This window comes from Bacteroides sp. HF-4919 (genome assembly GCF_018860125.1).
In genome coordinates, this window is record NZ_JAHKNF010000001.1 from 269,160 (window position 1) to 289,420 (window position 20,261).

Genomic DNA, 20,261 nt, shown 5'->3' on the forward strand with positions numbered 1-20,261 from the left:
ATTATTTAATGTTAGTCAGGATGCACAACTTTCACATTCTTCCACTTCCAGCGATTTACTGCGTACATAGTACACTGTCTTCACTCCGCATTCCCATGCCAACAGATAAAGGTTTAATACCTGTCTCATGGTAAAATCATTGGTGATATACAAATTCAAGCTTTGTGCCTGATCAATATGCAATTGCCGGATACCCGCAGCACGTATGCTCCATGTCTGGTCTATCCGGTAAGCTCCCTTATACAACCAATACGTCTTATCAGACAATGACGGAGCCACTCGCGGAAGCATGGCACCCTTCTTTTCTTCAAGAAAAAAACGTTTCATGACCGGATCTGTTCCGGCTGTTGTTCCGGCAATGATACTAGTGCTGCTGGTAGGAGCAATAGCCAGAAGATAAGCATTTCTCATGCCATCTGCCGCAACTTTGGCCGCCAAATCTTTCCATTGAGGAGAATCATAACCACGTTTCGCAAAATAAGCTCCGGTTTGCCAGTCACTTCCTTCGAAATAAACATATCTTCCTTTTTCCTTAGCAAGCCCGGTACTTGCTTCGATGGCGGCATAATTGATACACTCAAATACTTTATCAATGAAATCAAGATGCTCCACGCTTTCCCAACGGATACCGCGCAATGCAAGTGCATGATGGTAACCGCTCACCCCTAAACCGATGCTACGGTACCGATGGTTTGTTATCCGGGCAAAAGGGATAGGATAGAAATTCAAATCAATCACATTGTCGAGCGCACGTACTACAACAGCTATTTTTTCTTTCATCTGCCGTTCATCCTCCAATGGAAGATGTCCAAGCGACAAGCTGGCAAGGTTACAAACGACAAAGTCACCGGGACGGACGGTATTGACTACAACCGTATCACCACCTTCCGTACGGACCTCAGTGGAAACTGTTTCAATGGATGACATATTCTGAGCTATTTCCGTACATAGGTTAGAACAATAAATAATCCCCCGATGCGAATTAGGATTAGCCCTATTCACTGTATCCCGGTTGAATGTGAAAGGCGTCCCTGTCTCTACGGCAGAGCGTAGTATCAACCGGACAATATCTTTGATGTTCAGAACCCGCTTAGAGAGAAGGGGATCGTTTACACAATCCAAGTATTTTTGCTCCCACTCTTCTCCATAATAATCCTCCAGGCAATACCCTTTGACATTCATAATTTCGTTGGGGCAGAACAAGTACCATTGCTGATTCAGGTCTTCCTTTGCCATACGCCAGAACAAATCAGGATAGCATACGGCAGGAAAGATATCATGTGCCTTCATCCGGTCGTCTCCATTATTGGTGCGGAGTTGCAGGAATTCGGGCAAATCTTTGTGCCAGACATCCAGATATACTGCTACAGCTCCCTGACGCATACCCAGTTGGTCGACAGCTACGGCAGTGTCATTTACCAGTTTCATCCAGCGTATTACTCCGCCTGCCACTCCCTTAAACCCTCGTATATTTCCTCCTGCCGCACGCACCTTACCAAAATACATTCCCATTCCTCCGCCAAACTTACTGACCATGGCAAAATTATCGATACTGCGATAAATCCCCTCCAGGCTATCGGGCACTGTATCAATAAAGCAACTGGATAACTGGTGATAAGGCTTGCGGGCATTGGACAGTGTAGGGGTTGCCATGGTTACTTCTAACCGACTCAGCATATCATAGAACTTCTTTACCCACTGCAATCTATCACACTTTTCGGACATACCCAAATGAAGCGCAATCCCCAAATACATTTCTTGTACCGATTCCATTGGTTCATGTGAGTGCGTACGGATAAGATAACGTTTCGCGAGAAGATCCAATCCCGAATAATTGAAAAGTTTATCACGTTCGGGACACATAAACCCGGCAGCCACTTCTATTTCTCGTGGAGAATAAGCGCTCAGGATATAGTCACCATACAAACCTTCATCCGTCAAATAGCGCAGCTTGTCATAAAAAGAATAAATACCGGCAATTTCTGCCTGTACCTTTAACTTCTGCGTCAACTGAAAATTAAACAAACGGGCAGCAATAAATTCCCAGTCAGGCGCCTCTTGCGTAGTAAGCTCTACGGCAGCCTTAATAAGAGTCGTCAACCTCTCTTCAACTGTCATATCGGTTTTGCAGAGGTTTACAAACTTCTCTGCCAGGATCACCAAACTATATTCATTGGCAACAAAATCCTTTTGAATATCTTTCAATGTGTCAGCCAACGCTTCAGAACCTATACTACTGACAATATGGTTAAAAGCTTTTCTCCGTTCCGTACGTTGCCAACGATAAAGTATATAGTTTTTAGCTTCGGCATAAAAGCCATGTTCCATCAAACCACGTTCTACCTCATCTTGAATCTGTTCCACGCTACGGTGTACTTCATCACACAAAAAGAGTTCTACTTCATCTACAATTGTGTAAACGGTTTCGTCCGGTACTTCTCTTCCGGTACTGGCAAAACTCTTCCGTATCGCAACGGCTATCTTTTCTCTATTATATGGTTCCGTAGCCCCATTCCTCTTGATTATTTGCATGAAATGTTCTTGAAATGAATTATTTTATCGTTTCGCACTGTTTCCCTACCCCCCGAGTAGAAACAGCCTTTGATGAATGGCAGGTCTTCTGACTGACTCCTCCTTTCCGATGCCTTCCCACACTTCTCCTCATCTACTTGGGCAATGCAGTGGCAATAAGTTTAGTATCGGTAAGTCTACCGGAGTTTCACAGCAGCGGGACTGTTCGGGATTTACACCCGATTCCCTTTTAATCACTTATGCAGAAAAGCATAAGTGAACCAATTCGCCACAAAATAACGAAAGACTTCAGTAATATACAAATAATTCCGTAGTTAAAAAAAGTTGCCATAAGATGTATTATGCACAGATTATCCATCCTAACTGAGAAGGCAATTAAAGTTCATCTCAGTAGCCGAGATGTATATCTCAGCAGCCAAGATGCACATCTTAGCACGCGAGATATACATCTTAGTGCGCAAGATGGAAAAAATTACGTATACCGTTAATTTGTTTTAGGCTGATTGTCCCTTTTCTTTGTTACTGACTGACATTTTTTCCACTAACTCTGTTATAAGTTGCCTCCTTATTTAATCTTAAGGGTACAAAAAGCTGTCGGATTACTCTTTTTATTATGAACATTACTTTGTCATACCAACCATAGCAGCCACCATTGCGGCAATAGAGGCGATGGAAGTATTCATCCCTGTAACGTCCGCCGCCACAGTTTTTTTCCTGCCCTTTTTGCTTGGCACTATTATTTCACATCCGGGTTCAATTGCATTGCCCATTCTCCTTTTCAGACGAGAAACCATACCATTCATATATATTACATAAACACGCCGCTTCAGTGCCCGGTTTCCAAATCCACCTGCCTGCTCAATGTAATAACTAAGACTGCTCCCCTTCTGATAAAGTATCGTATTAGGATACATCACAGCTCCATTGATTGTTACCGTGCTGACATATTTAGGAACGAAAAGTACATCTCCTTCGCGCAAAACCATATCTTCGTCAGAGCCTGGATTTACCAATGCTTTCTCAAGTTCTATGCCTACCGGATAAGTGGAAGAGGCTTCCAAAGTAACCGGAGATACAGAAGCCTTTTCACTTCCTCTGACCGACAAACGTAGCACATCCTTTTTCTGACGCATTTCATCCGCCGTCATTCTGCGTATCAGACGCGCTCCTTTTACATAAGCTTCTTTCGATAGTCCGCCGGCTCTTGCTATCAGACTACTCAGCCTCTCATTACTTTGGATTAATGTATAATTACCGGTGAAGGCCACTTCGCCTTCAACTGTTACATTGGCCTGTTTACGATATCCCGGACTTCGGCGAATGAAAACGATATCATAGGGTTCCAGTTCAAATCCTTTATCCTCCCCCATCACCAGCCCGTTTTTAAGTTCAACCGTAAAGCTTTTTCCGATAACAGTGGAAGATGATATACTCTTAGGATCTCTAATCCGCCGCGAGACATCGATCCGGACCATAGAAGCAGATTCCAGCAATCCTCCCGCTTTTACAATCAAATCCTGTATGGACGTATTTTTAACATAAGGGAAATCTCCCGGATTCCTTATATCACCATAGATAGATAAAGTACCTTCTTTCTCAATGTCTTTCACACTCGAGATATAAAGAACATCATTTTTCTGTAAACGTAGGTCGGAGACTGCGCCAGCCATCATTCTTTTCAAATCGACCGGGATCATTTCATGTGTTAGGTCTTCATGCTCACGTCTCAACAAAGCCCTGTTGAGAAAAGCATCTCCCCGAAGTCCTTCTGCTCTGCCGATCAACTGCCTGACAGTTCCCGTGATACTATCGTCCAATTGATATACGCCGGCACGGTACACAGCACCACGAACTTCAACTTTGTTTGAGAAACGTTGCAATACCGCCTCAACAGACAATTCATCACCGTCGGTCAAAACAAAAGATTGGTAATCATCCTGCCCTACATTGTATATCTGTTTCTCTTTCCCATTCAGACGAAACAGACGTATCGCGTCCCGGTAAGCATCTCCCGTGAAACCTCCCGCATAGCTGAGCAGAGTTGTTATGGTTTCTCCTTTTTTCATTTCATACGCCATCGGACGTTTGACTTTTCCGGAAATACTAACCAAATTCTCATAAGGAGGAATCAAAATGACATCGCCTTCCGATAAACGGATGTCGTCCGTCAACTTTCCTTTCATAATGTAATCATATACATCAATGCAAGCGACCTCTTTTCCACCTCTCACAACACGAATATCACGTAAACTTCCAATACCACTGACCCCACCGGCACGATACAAGGCATGGAATACCGATGCAAATGCCGACAAGCGGTAAGTACCCGGTACCTGTACTTCACCCATGACATTGATCATGATGGTACGGATTCCCCCTAATGATAACTTGATATGAACCGATTTTCCGGAAATAGCGGCATAAATCTTACTGAATTCACGTCTTAAGCTCCGTTCGGCATCCTGTATACTCATTCCATCCAGAAAGATGGGACCTATACCTGCCACGTGAATAGTACCTTCAGGAGAAATAATTTCTCTGACTGTATTTTCGGAAGTGCCCCACACATCGATAATCAATTCGTCTCCGGACCCTAACACATAATTTTCAGGGGTAGGGATATCCAGATTAGGTTCAAAAGATAAATTCCGGTCAGTAAATATATTGCGTCCAAAAACTGCAACCTGCTTACCACGGATTATAAAATCCTCTTTTCTATGTTGCCTTGCCCTGCTCCCGCCCGCCAATAGAATGAACAGGGCAAATAACAATGCTCCCTTATCATTCACCCTGCCGGATATCTTATCAATCAGACAGCTTACTTTTTTTGTGACGCAAGAAAGCGACTGACAAGAAAAACCCACAGCAACGGTTTGCAACAATATTTCTATACTCATAAAACACAGTTATTAATTAATCATGTAGATTCTAACACAAATAATGAATCCCATAAATTAACACAATCCACATCCATATTTCACTTCTGATAAGGAAGCAGAAACTTGAAACCTCTCCCCCGCAACATGACTTCAGACTCACGCACTTCTTCTACAAACAACCGATGTATCCCTTCTGTTATTTGCGGTTTTTGGGATTCATAACGAAGAATATTCAGATCAACAGAATCACCCTGTATGGGGTTCACAATGGGAGCTAATTTTATATAAGAACTACTATAAGTCACTCCTCCCCCTCCATAAGGACGGGCGCTGTTTGCAATCCACGTACCTACTCCTTTTCTTTTGACTACCATTTTATTATTCAAAATCAAATAATATGAACTTGCATTGGTACTATACCAACCCGAAGTCTCCAGTTCTCCTTCCGGTCTCACTTTAATATGGATGATTTTCTTCTCTTTTGCATCTTCAGAAATAGCGATAACTTGGGCTTCTCCCTCATATTTGGGATTTATCTCAAGCATCCCGGTAGAGCCGTCCCATTTGATATCCATGATATCCGCCGGGTCGTTCTCTTCCAATTTGGTCAGTTCCCCTCCTCCGAAGATACTTACGTATTTACTTTTAAATCCGGGAAGGAACTGAACCGTTGAATGGCTCACTTCCAAGTCGGGAAAGACCACGCTGATTTTCAGCCTTGCACGCTTGTCATGCGAAATGATAGTGGCAAACGTTTCACCTTCCAACAGACCTTTTACCTTAAGCGTGTCCATACTTATATAGGCAGTAGCTATCTGTGCGTTTTCTACGTTAACTATATATTTCCCGTTTCCGCCTGAGAGAAGGAGTCTTTTTTCCGTTTGTTTATTCAACAACAATTCTTCGACACTCTTCTCTTTTCCTATCCGGATATCGGGAAGTTCTTCTTTTTGTTTTTCACATGCAAAAAAGCAAATAAGGCAAAAAATGATACACAATTGGGTTATTACATTCTTTATCATTGGTTTATTTCCTATTTAATTGTATTTTTATTCTTGAATCTTTTCTACACCCAGTTGGGGATATAAAATCTCCCATTCACGACCTTCTCCCTCATCAATATAGATTTCCAGTCGAAACTGTTTGTAAAATCCTCCGAACTCCGGGAACTCTAAAGTATCATCTTTGGGGTTAACTGTCATTCCGTTCAATTTATAAGAGATTCTCGCATCAGGATTGGCCAGTTCATTATAATAGAGCTTTAGGAAACGCCCCTTGCAACTCCCGTCAGGAGTGATAGTACGCAGGTAAGGAATCCGATCTTCAGAGTTTTCTGCTTTACTCATTCCTTCCGTCACTCCTTTTCGTTCGGCATATGGTGAAAACTCGTTACCCTTTACTGCTCTTACTTTAACGTGGTGCTCACTTCCCGGTTTAAGTTTTGTCTTCATATATGAATTTCCGGATGTGGTTGTTTCGGTTTTGCCATCAAACATAACTTCCCATCGCATTTCTTCATCCATGACTTTATTCCAAGAGATCTCCATTTCGCTCTGATACGCTTTTATACTCAGATTGCGGGGAGCTTTCGGGACGGAAGATATGTCCGGTCCGGTCCCTTTGGGCACTATCGACATATCGTCGAACAGCATATAGCCCTCCTGATAAACCCGAAGTGTTTTTATGCCCATCCCCATACTATAAACATTTTTCGGAATTGTTACGACACCCTCCGCTTTTTTCCATTCATCTTTAACTGTTCTTACCGAAAGTATTTTCTCTCTACTTTTTACCCTTCCATCATCATACCACAATAAAGTTACTGCTATTTCAGTGTTTTTTATATTCGTTTTGTACCAGAAAGAGAATGCATATTGTTTTCCCCCTTCTACCGGTGTAGGTTGAGCCAAATAGATAGATCCTCCGTTGAGCCATATCTTAAGTGCATATGTACCCGGACTCTCGGGACGCCTCTCCTGTACTTGTTCCGGACTAAAGTCGCTTGCTATACGCCAGCCAATGGGCTGTCCCCCATCTCTCCACTCTTCATATCCTCCATTGGGAATGATATTTTCTTTTTGAGCTTTGACTTGGATTGTTGCCGACATGAATATAATTATCGGTAAAAGCAGTTTATGTATCTTTCTCATTTTTCTCCTTATTTTTTAATGTCTTCCAATGAAACTCCAAATATTTTTCCAATGCGAGTTGCCAAATTATATAACGCCCCTTCAGTTTGCTCTCTTCCCAATAAGCGCTCTTTATCCCATAAACCATCGTTCTTCTCCAGTTCATGCAATAAGTTTCCGGTTTCTTCGTTTGTAATGAATGGCTTTCCTTGCGTATTACGTGCAAATTGTGCAGCATAGATCAACCCGTAAGCTTGGGAGAGCAGGCGGAATGCACGTCTGGGATTCTCTTTTAGATTGGCAAATGTATTAGGGCCGACAAGCAGATTCATAGCTCTTGCGGCAACCACCCGCGAAAGCTCTTGTCTGATGGTATCGGCCTGTAGCCTCATTTCATCATATCGGGAAGTCTCCATAAAGGTCCGTCCTTTTACAAATGAGCGGAAGATGCGTAAGTGACAGTCTTTTAGGGCAGGTAAGCCATCGGCCTGAGCCAATGTTTTCCAGAAGCTGTAATATCCATAAGCCAGATCCCAATGATGCTCTAACTCTGTATAGTTATGACCGGGTAAGAGTTGTGTCAGGTCGTTTCGGACAAGTATCTCGTTATTTCCCAATATTTCCTCACCCAGATGTATATTCAATATTTTGTCCAGATATATCGCCCCCATAACAGCATATTTGTAAACCTCGGCCACGGCAATCCCTTTCTCATCTACATAACAGATATCTGAATCGCTTATATTATTGCCTACATATCCCGTCGAACCTTTCGCAGCTTCCCTGTTCCTATGTTCGTAAGAGGGAATGTTCGCCCCTAAACCCGCAATGCGTGCAGAAGTTTCAAACCAATTGTCAATGTCTCGCAGAATCTTTTCTCTATCGTTCAGATGTACAGGAGAAGTGGAAACTTCTTTCTGGGGTTTCAGTCCGAATGTCCCTTCATGATAGATACGGCGTGCTTCGTCATAATCTCTTTGAGTACTCATACGCGCTTCATTCATATATTCCGAAAAAATTCGGTCAATGGGAGATTTCAGAAATTCACATTCCAGCACATTTACAGAACTCTCCCCGTTTCTTGAGAATTTGTATGAAGGTTCAGGAAATACCGGAAGTTGGTACGCACTTTCCACTGTTTCATTTATCCCTTCGGTACAAGCTGCGACACTCGTCAGCAGACAGAAAGAGAGTATATATTTCAGTAAGTAATTCATCTTTTTGCTATTTTTTCTTAAGGTAAAATCAAATATTCACAATAAGGATACCTCAGTGGGTTGATCCCTTCCTCATTTTGATATTGCTCTGTTTCCAAACCGGGAATTTCAATCAGTCCGTCGATAGAAACGGCTTTGATACTTGCTTTTATGTTGGAAGACCTGGGTCCCTCCCCGGTAACACACAGATATAAAGGAAATCCCGAATGGACATTAAAAGAGATTTCCAATTTCTCTCCATTATACATTACGTTAGGGATTAACCGGCCTGTATCCTCTCGTGCCACTCCCGCACTCTTCTTTCCACAACTGATTGTAACCAGCTCTTTCTTCTCATTAATATATTTCACTTTGTACTGGGCAATGACATCATTTGTAAGGTTTCCATCCCAACTTTTTTCCTGAAACGAACATATCAGGGTTATCTTATATTGTTCAGCGTCATCCGGTGTTTCCGTACCGGGGTATTGGTAACTTTCCAATGCCTGATTAGGATCGCACAATTGCACGAACAGCTCTCCACGCTTGTTTGCAGGTTTCTCTATCTCTTTGGGTGGAAATAGTTTTTCATAATCTTCATTCACTGCGAAATCTTCTTTTACTGTATTGCAGCTGCATACAACCAGCAGGCAAATTATCCATATATGTTTCATATTCATTCTGGTTTTTAATATTTAAATTTCATCCCGGATTTCAGCTATTACTCCGGTCTTTTCTCCTTCGGGGGCAAGGTGTCTGCTTACCCAACGCATTGTTTTACTGTAAGGGTCAAATACTTTGACAAGTTCACAAACGAATCTCCCCCCCTCTCTGCGGAAATCATAAAAAGTGTATGTTTCACTATACCGTATACCGGGCCTGAAAGTCAAGCCGTCAGCTGTACCTACATATCCCGATCCCAAGCCTTTCACCTTATTCCCAAGCCATCCCTGAGGAGCAAAGTAATCTATGGCAAGAAACAGACGATAGCGTTGATATACTTCCAGTGGTTGTTTCGTATTTCCATCCGTGCTATAAGTGGCATTCATACGCATGTCGCTTCGAAAATAAACCCGGTCAGCCTTACGGATACTTAGTTGAGGATTTTTCATCTTCTCAAAGAACAGCTTATTGTCATATGACTTTCTGATATCCTCCTGCCAACTTTCATCACTCTTCAGTTTTGTAAATACAATATACTCCCGTGCAGGCTCTATATATGAGGATGTTTTAAATATCAGATTTCCATCAATATCTTTTCCTGTATAAAGAAAATCCGAAGAACCGGTGAACCGGTCGTTCACCAAAGAGTGCAGATAGTTATAAGTAGTGAAACTCAGTTGTGTGAATGTATTTTGGCTCACTTCAAACTCACTTTGCCGAACTTCCTGCAAACTCTGCTCGGTATAATCGGCCACAGCCTCTACAATTCCATTGTCAGAGAACCTCATCAGGAAGCAGTGTCCGCCATATCCATATTTATACTTTTCTTCGAATATCCCTTTGGGAAGAGTTATCAATTCGTTCACGTTCGTAAACAGCAGAGAGTCTGTTCGGGGAAAGTAGGTGACAGACCATCCGTAAGGAGCGTTTACAAGCTCCTTTCTCAGTTCGCTAATGTGTTTTGCATTTCGTTCAGAAGGAGATAAATCAAATGTTTTTTCATCCTTACATGAAAAAAAAGCCATTATCAGAATGAGTATTCGAAATCCAGTTTTCATGCTTTTTATTTTTGTTTAGTAAATGCTTTTAATTGCTTTATACTTCTTAGTTGAAGATAATTAAGCGAAATCTTAATTTCTTTATTGAAGTAGTCCTCTACCAATGTTTGCTTTTCTATTAGCTCTTTGTATGCCTGAACAGCTTGTTCGTCATATTCATTCTGGAGGTACTGATCCGATCCGGCTGTATAAGGAGTTTTTGCTTCAGCCAAAGCTTTAAGTATATCTTTTGGAGTATGTGTCAGCTTTGAACTGATAATTTCCGCAAAGTCCTTTTCGGGCGATAGAAAAGAATGGTAAGTGAAAAAGCCTTTCTTATTGGCATACCTAGCCAGAACAAATACTCTCCGCCCTTTCGTCTCTCCTTTGAAGACCCATGCAATGGGGGTGGTCGATTCGATATACTTATTTCTACTGATAGATAGAAATCTGTCTCTGTCGTAAGGGAAAAGCTCCATAAGGTGTCTGGCAAACTGGTGATGTACGCTTCGCATTAAGACAAAAACTTTATCTTCATCTTTAGGATCGAACTCGTTGACGTTGTACAGAAACATCTCATTAGTCGTCGACTTCGGGTTATCTAATAATTCCATCCCGTTTCCATCTACATTTCTTCCTCCATACATATATATTTTAAGAGGATTCTTTCCCAATAAGAACTTTTCTCCTCCCAAATCGGGGCTTGTGTAGAGATCAATCCATAAGGCCTTAATAGCCATGAGCACACTTTTTACATTGGCGACTTCGGGAGGATAGATATAGCTCCCGTTTTGCACTACATTTTTGTCCCACCGATATTCCACTTCGATGCCGTAAGGGAGGGTGAATGTATCCAATATCCATTTGTCCAACTCTGTTTTTTCATGCTCTACCGCACCCGCTTCCACTACACTCCGATCAGATAAGGGTGCTTCCTTCTCACAGCCTGCCAATAGGAAAGAGGTAACGAGAAAATACAGACTTCTCCGGATAAAATATCTGAATTTCACTTTTTTGATTATTATTTTCATACGCTCGGTTTTGTTGTTTAATTATCTTTTAGAATACTTTATCGGGGATTAGGAACCAATCCCCGGTTAACTGCTTCTGTCGGAATTTGCAGAAGCTTTCTGGAATCTTCTTTTTCCAGTTGCCTGTAAAACTTATACTTCGATGTACGTTTGACCGATATATAAAAACGGCGAATGTCAAACCACCTCAGACCTTCGTGCAGGAATTCCTGTCTTCTAAAACCTAAAAAGATTTTTATCAGCGCCAACTGATTGATACTCATTCCATAGAATGGAGTATAAGTCTGGTAATTGTCGCCACTTGTCTGCGTATAAGCCGAACGGTTGCAAGAAGGGTACACTCCATACTTGGCAGATAAGTAGACCAACAAATCATCTATTGCTTTATCATACTCTCCAAGCATGGCATACGCTTCCATCCGGTTGAGCATAACTTCGTCGGTAGAGAATAAAACATTGGTAACATACAGCCCTCTGGGACGTATACCTGTATAACCGGATAATGACAGTTCATCGAATTTTGCTATATATTGTCCGTCGTCTATACGCCCATCATTATAGTTGAACAGAAAGTACGGCTGCATCTTCATTTTCCGGAAATTAAAACATCCGTCTATTCCGTGTTGATTATACACCTTTTCGGCACTTTGGGTTGTTACTCCATATTTTTCTGAGGGGATATTACGTGCTACTCTTGATTCTGTGGTAGTTAACAATAAATTGGCTGGTTCATCAACACTTGCATACCGAATATAGAGATACTTATTATTGGAGTTAAATTCCTTTTTATACTTCTGCCAGTTTCTTAAGACAGGCTTTGGATCGACACCAAGTACATAATCAGAATATGAGACCACCCGGTCCCATTCTCCCTTAATCAGATAAAAGCGCGAAGCAAAAGCATAGGCCGCTTTCTTATTGAAATGAAATTTAGGCTTGATGTAATAAGCATCATCCACCAACGAAAGACCCAGTTTCATATCTTTTTCAATCTTTTCATACACCTCCTTCACCGTTCCGCGCTCATAGTCTACCAGTGCATTTTTTTCAGGTCGACTTAAATAAGGTATGCCCGGGGCTGTTGCCGATTTGGCGGTTCCGTAAGGCTCGGCCCAGATATTTATCAACATGAAATGCAGATAAGCACGCAAGAGAAACGCTTCTCCATACAACGCTTTTACCCGATCTGTTTTAGGGTATTTACTGAGTAACTCTAATGCCTGATTGGCTTGAGCGATTCCGGCATAACATGCATTCCAATAATTCAGCGGAGTATCTAAATCTTCCTGATCGTAGTCTTCCCAATAATACATCGCTTCGTTCAACCGCGAATGAATGCCGTTTACCCTTTCTTCCACATTATCCGTACGTGCTTCCAGGAAAGCAAAATAACTGGCTTCGGGATAGGCTCCGGTAAGGAGCTCGGCTATTTTGTCCTCGCTGTCTATTTGTACATCAAGGGTAGAATCCGGATTTGTTTCCAGATAGTCCTGACACGCCGTCAGCAGAAGGATCATGATACTTAAAAAGATTGTCTTCTTCATTTTTGTCCAATTAAAATTCAACATTCAATGTCATCGTATATTGTTTGGGAGTAGGTAGTGCAACTCCCCCTGATCTATAAAACTCAGGGTCTTGCCCGTTTAGTTTCTTATCCGAATAGATCAGGAATGGATTCGTCACGTTTACCTTTACATTCATCTGCTTGATTTTGAGAAAGGAAAGGAATCTTTGAGGCAGACGATATCCCAACGAGATGTTTTTCATACGCACGAAACTGCCATCGGCCACCCTATTTTGTGAATAGTTATAGGTGTTATAAGCTTTTTCGATATTTTCTTTTCCGATATTCCGTATCAGATCCTGTGAAGGAATAACGGGAATATTTGTTTTCCACTCATCACCGGGGTTCAACCAGCGGTTGTAGTACTCTTTGGAAAATACATTAAGGTCGGCAAATGCCGGATCAAACGACGGGTTCAGCCGAATCTTATTACCTGCTTGCATGGTAACGAAGCACGATAATTCCCAGTTTTTATACTTAAAGGTATTGGCAATACCTCCTATATAACTCGGTTCAATAGGTCCGTGGTAAATAAGGTACGACTTTGAATGCTGGGCATCCAGAAAGTCTGCTCCTGATATTTCACTGTTCACTCCCTTGTTCGAAGGATAAAGTCCGAAATCGAAAGTAGGCAGACCATCACTGTTAAGCCCCTGAAAATTGAAAGAAAACAGAGATCCACGTGGAAAACCGACAATGTTGCCACGTCCGGTTCCGGCCACCATATCGAAGGTGTTAGGGGTATTCAGCAACCGGGTAATCTTCTGTTTCATTCCGCTGATAGTAAATGTGGTAGACCAACTGAATTTCTCACTCAATATATTTTGGGTCTGTACCGCCAACTCCACTCCGCGCGTACGCATATCCCCGAAATTAGCATATTTGTAATACTGTCCTCCCACACCGGAAGTACGGATAAGATCTATCAGATCGAATGAATTGCGTTGGTACACATCAAATGTTGCACTAATGCGATTGTTGAACAGTCCAAGTTCAAGACCGAAGTTCAACTCATACATTTTTTCCCACGTCAGATCACGATTTTCCAAATGTAAAATACGCAACGCATTCTCCCTGTCTTTCAGAAGAGTACGGTTGACTATAAGATGGTTGAAAACCGCAGTAGAGTTAATAGCTTGTTCATTCATTTTGGCAGTTAGTCCATAACTTGCACGCAGGGCGAGTCTTGAAATGGTAGAGTATTTTTTCATATACTCCTCCTGATCCAGATTCCATTTGGCTCCGATATTCCAAGTCGGCAACCAGCGAGAACGACTATATTTACCCGCAGTGTTGGATCCTTCATAATTGAATACCCCATTGAAAATGTATTTTCCGGCATAACCGTAAGTAGCGCTGCCCGATAGCGTCACTCCCCTTTCATAACGTTCGGTCAGAGAAAAATAGGTATCTCCTTCATTGGTCAACTTTTCAAAAACCAAGGGGTTGGAAAAGACCTGATTCCCTCTATCATACTGTATCCCATAACCTTGAAAGGGATTGATGCTGCGATCGGCATATCGTATTTCAGTAAATCCGAAAGCGCGTATATTATGCTCGCCCAGTTGCTTATTATAATCCAAAGCCAGACGTCCCAAATAACTTCGCAAAGAAGTTTCCGTTTTATTGAATATACCTCCATGTGTCAATGCCACCCGGGGCAGTTGCATCGGATCATCTTTATTCTTCAACAGATAAATGTTTTCCCGGGCCACATAGGGAGTCTCGTTGGCACGAAAAGCCTGTATCACATTAGATCCTTCAGTTATAAAATGCGAACTTTTGGTAACCGCATGACGTATCGTAGCCAATCCTTTTACTTCAATGTTGTTATTAAGCCTGTATGAGAGTTCGCCCTGCAATTTGAGATCCAACACTTCGGTTTTAAGGTAATTGTTTTCAAATTCATTCAGGATGTTGAACGGAGCCCAGTTGTTCCGATAGTACTCTCGCTCGCCATCCGCACTATGAGGACGTAAAGTGCGGCTCGTACTTAAAGCATAGCTAAAAGGATTAATATCGAAATCACGTTCGAATGTTCCGATAACAGTATTTTTACGTTGCGAAATCGTTCCCGGCGAGTTTTGGTTGCGCAGATTTCCTTGTGCGGATATAGTAACCTTTATCTTGTCCTCGTTCCAGTAGAAAGAGTTCTTGATATTGGCAGTAATCCTTTTAACATTGTCAGCCAGTGTCCATCCCCTGTCATCATAAAAGCCGATAGAAGCATACATAGCAGAATTCTCTCCTCCTCCGGAAAAAGTCACCGTATGTGTATGGATAGGCTTATATGTAAACAACTCTTTAAACCAATCAGTATTAGCATACTCTCTTGCGCGCATAAACGTCCGTTTAGCATCATTCGTATTCTCCAGATAATATCGCCCGGTAGTCGGATCAACTGTGTTGAGTGCTTTATACATTTGATAATACACTCCACTGCGACGCCCATATAGTGTATTTTGCAAAGAGAAATATCCCTTTCTGTCCATCTCCTGATAAATAGACATACTCTCCTGAGAATTGAGCAGATCGAAATTCGTATAGGAAGGAACAGAGCGCATGCTTAGTTCGTATGAATAAGAAAATCTGTTCGGCGAACTCCTTTGACCGGATCGAGTGGTGATTACGATCACTCCATTCAGTGCTCTGGCACCATAGATCGAAGTTGCCGAAGCATCTTTCAATACCTGTATATCTTCAATATCAGATGCATTCAGCCCAGCAACAGCCGAACTGATGAGGGTTACAGCATCACCCGAAGCCAGCTGGTCAAGTGTAAGCGAGACAAGATCTTCGTATACTGCTCCGTCTATAACCCATAGAGGCTGTACATTCCCCATTATGGAAGCACCGCCCCGTATATTGATCCGGGGTGCCGCACCGAAACTTCCTGTTACATTCTGTATGGAAAGTCCCGCGATACGTCCTTCGAGCATGCGCGATACATCCGATATACCGTTTAGCTTGATTTCATCCAGTTTTACCGAAGCTGCCGCCCCTGTAAAAACCCTGTTTTTAATCTGTTGATAGCCGGTGACCACCACTCCCTCTATCTCTTGTACATCGTCTTGAAGTATTATATTCATTATATCGGACGTGATTTTGACTACCCGGGTTTTCATTCCCACGAAACTCACTTTCAGCATCTGCCCTTTCCGAGCTTTAAGGGAGAACTTCCCTTCCACGTTTGTAATAACCCCTCGTGCTGTTCCTTCCACTACCACCGTAGCTCCCGGCAGAAATTCTCCAGTTGTAGAACGTACTGTACCTTTTATCTCTGCCGGCTCCTGTGCCAGACAAATCTGAGAAAAGATTGCCAGCAGCAAACTACTAATTACAATTTTTATAATCGATGTTGCATTCATTGTTATTTATTCTTTTTGTTGTTTATCACAATTGAATTTTAATATCAGAACTGTACATTAGCTCCCGCATAGATTCCAAAAGGATGTCCTGCTCTCAGACCCGCAGGATGGCGGGATGTAAGGTAAACCCTATTGGTCAGGTTGATCGCGTTTAACCTGAGCGTCAGATATTTATTTACAAGTACATTGACCGAAGCGTCGAGTATAAGGTTCGCCGGAACTTTCTCTCTCTCCGCAATTGTTCCCTGCCCGGGTGAGGTGCGCATGTCACTGTTATAGCGTGCACCTATATTTGCGTAGAACCATTTATATTCTATCCCCAATTGCATGTTCAGAGCGTGTTTGAAAATGTAAGGTATTTCATCACCTCTAACTACATTACCCCATGAGTGGCTTTCGAACGAGTTCCTCATTTCCGTATCCGTATAAGTATATGATAACTGCAAAGGCAATCTTAGGCTACAAGTATGAAGCAGAGGCTGATATTGCACCAGAAACTCCGCACCTTTTACCCGGGCCTCTCCCACGTTGAACTGCTCAAGCGTTCCGGATCCGCCCGAAGCGGCCAGATCGCTTCCCAGCATATTACTGTAATTGTTGTAGAAGCCTATTAGCTCTGCTTTGAATTTCCCGATAGAAACACGTGTGCCCAATTCCATATTCACACTGCTTTCAGGCTTTTGATATAATTCCGCGCTTGGAGGAGCAAACCCTTTGTGGACCCCAAAGAAAACAGAAGCGGCCGGAAGCAATTGATAGTGTACGCCTATTCCCGGAATCAGTACACGTGCATGGTTCGGGGTCTCAATACGTACTTTACCCGAACGCGCCAAATCTTCTTTCGTATAGTCTTTTTTCAATAAGTCTATGTCCTCGTATCGTAACCCGGCAGTAATAGTCCACACGTTATATCTTAATTTGGCAAGCAGGTAACTGGCTAAAGCGTTGGCAGAAGTAACACGGTTGGCATTTGTACCGTGAATACCTTCCATGAATAGTACCATCTTCTTATTTTTCATTGAGTAAGAGTCATCCCATTGAAAACGATCTTCCTCATCGGCATGATAACGAAGCCCGAACTCCAGGTCGAAGAAGAACTCTTTCACGTTGAAACGGTATTCAACTCTGGTTTGTATACCTCTGGAACGATAAATTCTGTTATTGGCTCTTACCAATAAGGCCTCACCCTCCCGGTCTGTTTTTCCTGTTAGAATATCAAAATAGCGGATATTAGTTTCCGGGTCTATAAGTACATCGGCGACGGATATTTTCTCTTTCGAGGTGATTCCTGCACGCACATCATTTAGTTTGTACCAATTCCGGTGAAAATAGTTATAGTATGCGTTGGTAGTTACTTTCAATTTGTTGGAAAAAGTCAGAAGATAAGTAGCAACCCACTGCTGATGATCAGTTTTAAGTTTATCCATTTGCGAACCTGCATACCGGAGAAAAGGAGTTTTCTTAAAATCATCTGCGGAAAGCCCCACATAAGTTTCATCCGAATTTTCGCCTGCATATCCGAATTTCAGTTCCAAAGCATGATTCACTCCCCTTACTTTATCCGTTTTTACCACCATTTTGGCTATAATGTCATTTCTTTTAAATCCTTCGGCTGCATAATCTTCGTATCTCTTGAAACCATCCGATTGATAACGCAGATATTCCACCATATATCCAAAATGTTTCCAGTTACTTCCGATAGCTGCATGCGATTTAAACGTATTCTTACTTCCGTAAGAAATGTTTGCTTTACCGGAAAAGTTGTTCGGAATAGGAGTCGATACCAGATTAATGGCTCCTCCCGTAGTGAACGGGCCGTATTGTACCTGACTACTCCCTTTCAGTACCTCAATAGCTTCCATTCGGGCAACATTTGGAAAATAATAAGCCGCCGGAGCAGAATAAGGAGCCGGTGCCGCCAGTACACCGTCCTCCATAATAGAGATACGCTCACTTCGCTCGGCCTTCGTTCCTCTCAAACTAATGTTCGGACGAAGCCCGAAACCGTCTTCTTCATACATATTAACTCCCGGAACGGCTTTCAGCATGCGGTTGATATCCGTATATCCAAGCTTGCGAATTTCCTCGGGCGAGATATAATATGCCGAGCCTGTACGGTTTCTTGCTTTAAACTTACTTCCAAGTATTTGTTGGGATGATACTACTACCTCTTGTAACTGGTAGATGGAGTCACTCTTCACCTGCTGTTCCTGTGAGTATATAGCTGAATATCCCAAAGAAAAGAGGATGATAAATAAAGGTTTTCTATTTGTCATATTAATAAAATTGTAACACTGTCAGGGGGCTTCTATTAGATTTACCTCCACAAGAGATGCGCTTTGCAGAAATCAAGCTACGAATAGCGGTATAACCTGCTTACTTAACACCCATATCGACTCTTTTAGAAAAGCTGTAGTGCCTGCATGGATAGGAAAAAAAGGAAAGCAAAACTCTAATGTTTGTTAGGGTATAGAAACTGTATTCCTTAATATAGTTTAGTTGTTTGTTTATTTACGGCGGCAAAGATAAAGACACTAAAATTAACCCACAATCACTATATTTAGGTATTTGCACTAGACCGAAAGCCTTCTTAATCTTGCGTAGAAGCGGTTGATTACACAAAGATTATCAACATGATACGGTATTGAATTCACAGAATCATTAAAGAAATAAAATATCACTGGACGGGTACAAACCACTAAAGAAAACTAAAAATTTAAAGTAATAAAGAATGTTCAAATGATGAAACAAGAATTTGAAAACCGGAGTAATCAAGCCCCCCTACCCAACAAAAAAGAATTAAATTTTCCAACCGACTGCATTATAGCGTATCATTAAAAACAAAAGGCCGGAATAGGAAAAACTCCAATCCAGCCCTTATATAATTTGCGGGTGCAGATATTTATATCAGCAACCTAAATCAGAAGTATTGAGCCGCTTACTTTCTATTCTCAATTTACTCGGAGTTATTCCAAATAACCTCTTACAGTAAGAAGTAAAATGAGCTTGTGAATTGAAATCAAAATCCATTGCAATCTCTTGAAAAGGAGTATCAGACTCAGTGATTTTTTCCCTAATCAACTCCGCTTTCTTTTTTTGCATCCATTGGTAAGGACTCTCTTTAAAACAATCCCGGAACTTACGATTAAAAGAGCGCTCAGAAGTACAGTACAAACCGGCAAATTCCTTCACACTCTTTACTTTCCTATAATTACCCATTACAAAATCTTCAAAATGTCCTGCGTGACCTAAAATAGAAGAAAAAAAAGTAAATAATTCTTTCTTCGTATAATACCCTCTCAAAACCAACAAAACCTCTTGCTGTTTGATAAGATGCATATGTTTACATTGCATTTTGGCATATAAGTATGCAACGATAGAATCCAAAACAGCCAGCAAAGGAGATCTTATAGGAAGTACACACATCTCTTCTTTCCTTTTCTCATAAGAAGAGAGAGAGTTTATATACACTTTATCACACACTCTAATATCTTTATTCCAAAACAACAAGAGACATTTTGCATCATATATGACTTCGATTTTATTATCCACATGCTGTGGGATAAGAAGCATTTCATCTTTCTCAACATGTACATTCTGATATTCACCACTATCGATAGACACCTCTCCATCAAGGAGGAAAAAAAGACAAGGAGAAGCACTATTATCTATTTGACTTACATTATTTTTCTCTAAATTATAATAAACGAAACCTGTATTAACATTTACTTGATAGTTCATGCATGACAGATGTTCTTTAAAATAAAGCAATTTCATAATATTATTTTATTAAACATATAAAATTAAACTATTAGCGGTTATTTATCACACAATAACCTTTTACATAAATCCGCCAATTATG

Annotated in this window: 12 protein-coding genes and 1 riboswitch; all 12 genes read right to left on the bottom strand. The window is 41.6% G+C overall.

Going from position 1 to position 20,261, the window contains the following annotated elements:
* Positions 1-15: 15 nt before the first annotated feature.
* A complete protein-coding gene (locus KO473_RS01215) occupies positions 16-2,532 on the bottom strand; it encodes a ribonucleoside-diphosphate reductase subunit alpha (protein WP_005819821.1) in 2,517 nt (838 codons plus the stop codon).
* Between the two features lie 60 nt (positions 2,533-2,592).
* Positions 2,593-2,812: riboswitch (cobalamin riboswitch) on the bottom strand.
* Positions 2,813-3,152: 340 nt separating this feature from the next.
* A complete protein-coding gene (locus KO473_RS01220) occupies positions 3,153-5,429 on the bottom strand; it encodes an SLBB domain-containing protein (RefSeq protein WP_005819819.1) in 2,277 nt (758 codons plus the stop codon).
* Between the two features lie 80 nt (positions 5,430-5,509).
* Positions 5,510-6,433, bottom strand: coding sequence for a hypothetical protein (locus KO473_RS01225; RefSeq protein ID WP_005819817.1), 924 nt, complete (start codon positions 6,431-6,433; stop codon positions 5,510-5,512).
* A gap of 27 nt (positions 6,434-6,460) precedes the next feature.
* Positions 6,461-7,561, bottom strand: coding sequence for a fibronectin type III domain-containing protein (locus KO473_RS01230; RefSeq protein WP_005819815.1), 1,101 nt, complete (start codon positions 7,559-7,561; stop codon positions 6,461-6,463).
* 8 nt (positions 7,562-7,569) lie between these two features.
* The gene (locus KO473_RS01235; protein WP_005776737.1) at positions 7,570-8,757 is read right to left on the bottom strand and encodes a DUF4856 domain-containing protein; all 1,188 of its coding nucleotides are present in this window, start codon (positions 8,755-8,757) and stop codon (positions 7,570-7,572) included.
* Positions 8,758-8,774: 17 nt separating this feature from the next.
* The gene (locus KO473_RS01240) at positions 8,775-9,410 is read right to left on the bottom strand and encodes a hypothetical protein (RefSeq protein WP_005819813.1); all 636 of its coding nucleotides are present in this window, start codon (positions 9,408-9,410) and stop codon (positions 8,775-8,777) included.
* A gap of 21 nt (positions 9,411-9,431) precedes the next feature.
* Positions 9,432-10,457 carry a DUF4302 domain-containing protein gene (locus KO473_RS01245; protein WP_005819811.1) on the bottom strand — a complete coding sequence of 342 codons (1,026 nt, stop codon included), beginning with the start codon at positions 10,455-10,457 and terminating at the stop codon, positions 9,432-9,434.
* A gap of 5 nt (positions 10,458-10,462) precedes the next feature.
* Complete coding sequence (locus tag KO473_RS01250) at positions 10,463-11,467, bottom strand: putative zinc-binding metallopeptidase (protein WP_216035073.1); 1,005 nt, start codon at positions 11,465-11,467, stop codon at positions 10,463-10,465.
* Positions 11,468-11,505: 38 nt separating this feature from the next.
* A complete protein-coding gene (locus tag KO473_RS01255) occupies positions 11,506-13,011 on the bottom strand; it encodes a RagB/SusD family nutrient uptake outer membrane protein (protein ID WP_005819807.1) in 1,506 nt (501 codons plus the stop codon).
* Between the two features lie 10 nt (positions 13,012-13,021).
* Entirely contained in the window at positions 13,022-16,399 is a 3,378-nt protein-coding gene (locus KO473_RS01260; protein WP_005819805.1) for a SusC/RagA family TonB-linked outer membrane protein, read from the bottom strand.
* A 44-nt stretch (positions 16,400-16,443) separates the two neighbouring features.
* Positions 16,444-18,675, bottom strand: coding sequence for a TonB-dependent receptor domain-containing protein (locus tag KO473_RS01265; protein ID WP_005819803.1), 2,232 nt, complete (start codon positions 18,673-18,675; stop codon positions 16,444-16,446).
* Positions 18,676-19,306: 631 nt separating this feature from the next.
* Entirely contained in the window at positions 19,307-20,176 is an 870-nt protein-coding gene (locus tag KO473_RS01270; protein WP_005819801.1) for an AraC family transcriptional regulator, read from the bottom strand.
* Positions 20,177-20,261: the final 85 nt, after the last annotated feature.

Coding starts and splice junctions, on each gene's coding strand:
- KO473_RS01215 (WP_005819821.1), bottom strand. CDS start 2,532: ATGCAAATAATCAAGAGGAATGGGGCTACGGAACCATATAATAGAGAA.
- KO473_RS01220 (WP_005819819.1), bottom strand. CDS start 5,429: ATGAGTATAGAAATATTGTTGCAAACCGTTGCTGTGGGTTTTTCTTGT.
- KO473_RS01225 (WP_005819817.1), bottom strand. CDS start 6,433: ATGATAAAGAATGTAATAACCCAATTGTGTATCATTTTTTGCCTTATT.
- KO473_RS01230 (WP_005819815.1), bottom strand. CDS start 7,561: ATGAGAAAGATACATAAACTGCTTTTACCGATAATTATATTCATGTCG.
- KO473_RS01235 (WP_005776737.1), bottom strand. CDS start 8,757: ATGAATTACTTACTGAAATATATACTCTCTTTCTGTCTGCTGACGAGT.
- KO473_RS01240 (WP_005819813.1), bottom strand. CDS start 9,410: ATGAAACATATATGGATAATTTGCCTGCTGGTTGTATGCAGCTGCAAT.
- KO473_RS01245 (WP_005819811.1), bottom strand. CDS start 10,457: ATGAAAACTGGATTTCGAATACTCATTCTGATAATGGCTTTTTTTTCA.
- KO473_RS01250 (WP_216035073.1), bottom strand. CDS start 11,467: ATGAAAATAATAATCAAAAAAGTGAAATTCAGATATTTTATCCGGAGA.
- KO473_RS01255 (WP_005819807.1), bottom strand. CDS start 13,011: ATGAAGAAGACAATCTTTTTAAGTATCATGATCCTTCTGCTGACGGCG.
- KO473_RS01260 (WP_005819805.1), bottom strand. CDS start 16,399: ATGAATGCAACATCGATTATAAAAATTGTAATTAGTAGTTTGCTGCTG.
- KO473_RS01265 (WP_005819803.1), bottom strand. CDS start 18,675: ATGACAAATAGAAAACCTTTATTTATCATCCTCTTTTCTTTGGGATAT.
- KO473_RS01270 (WP_005819801.1), bottom strand. CDS start 20,176: ATGAAATTGCTTTATTTTAAAGAACATCTGTCATGCATGAACTATCAA.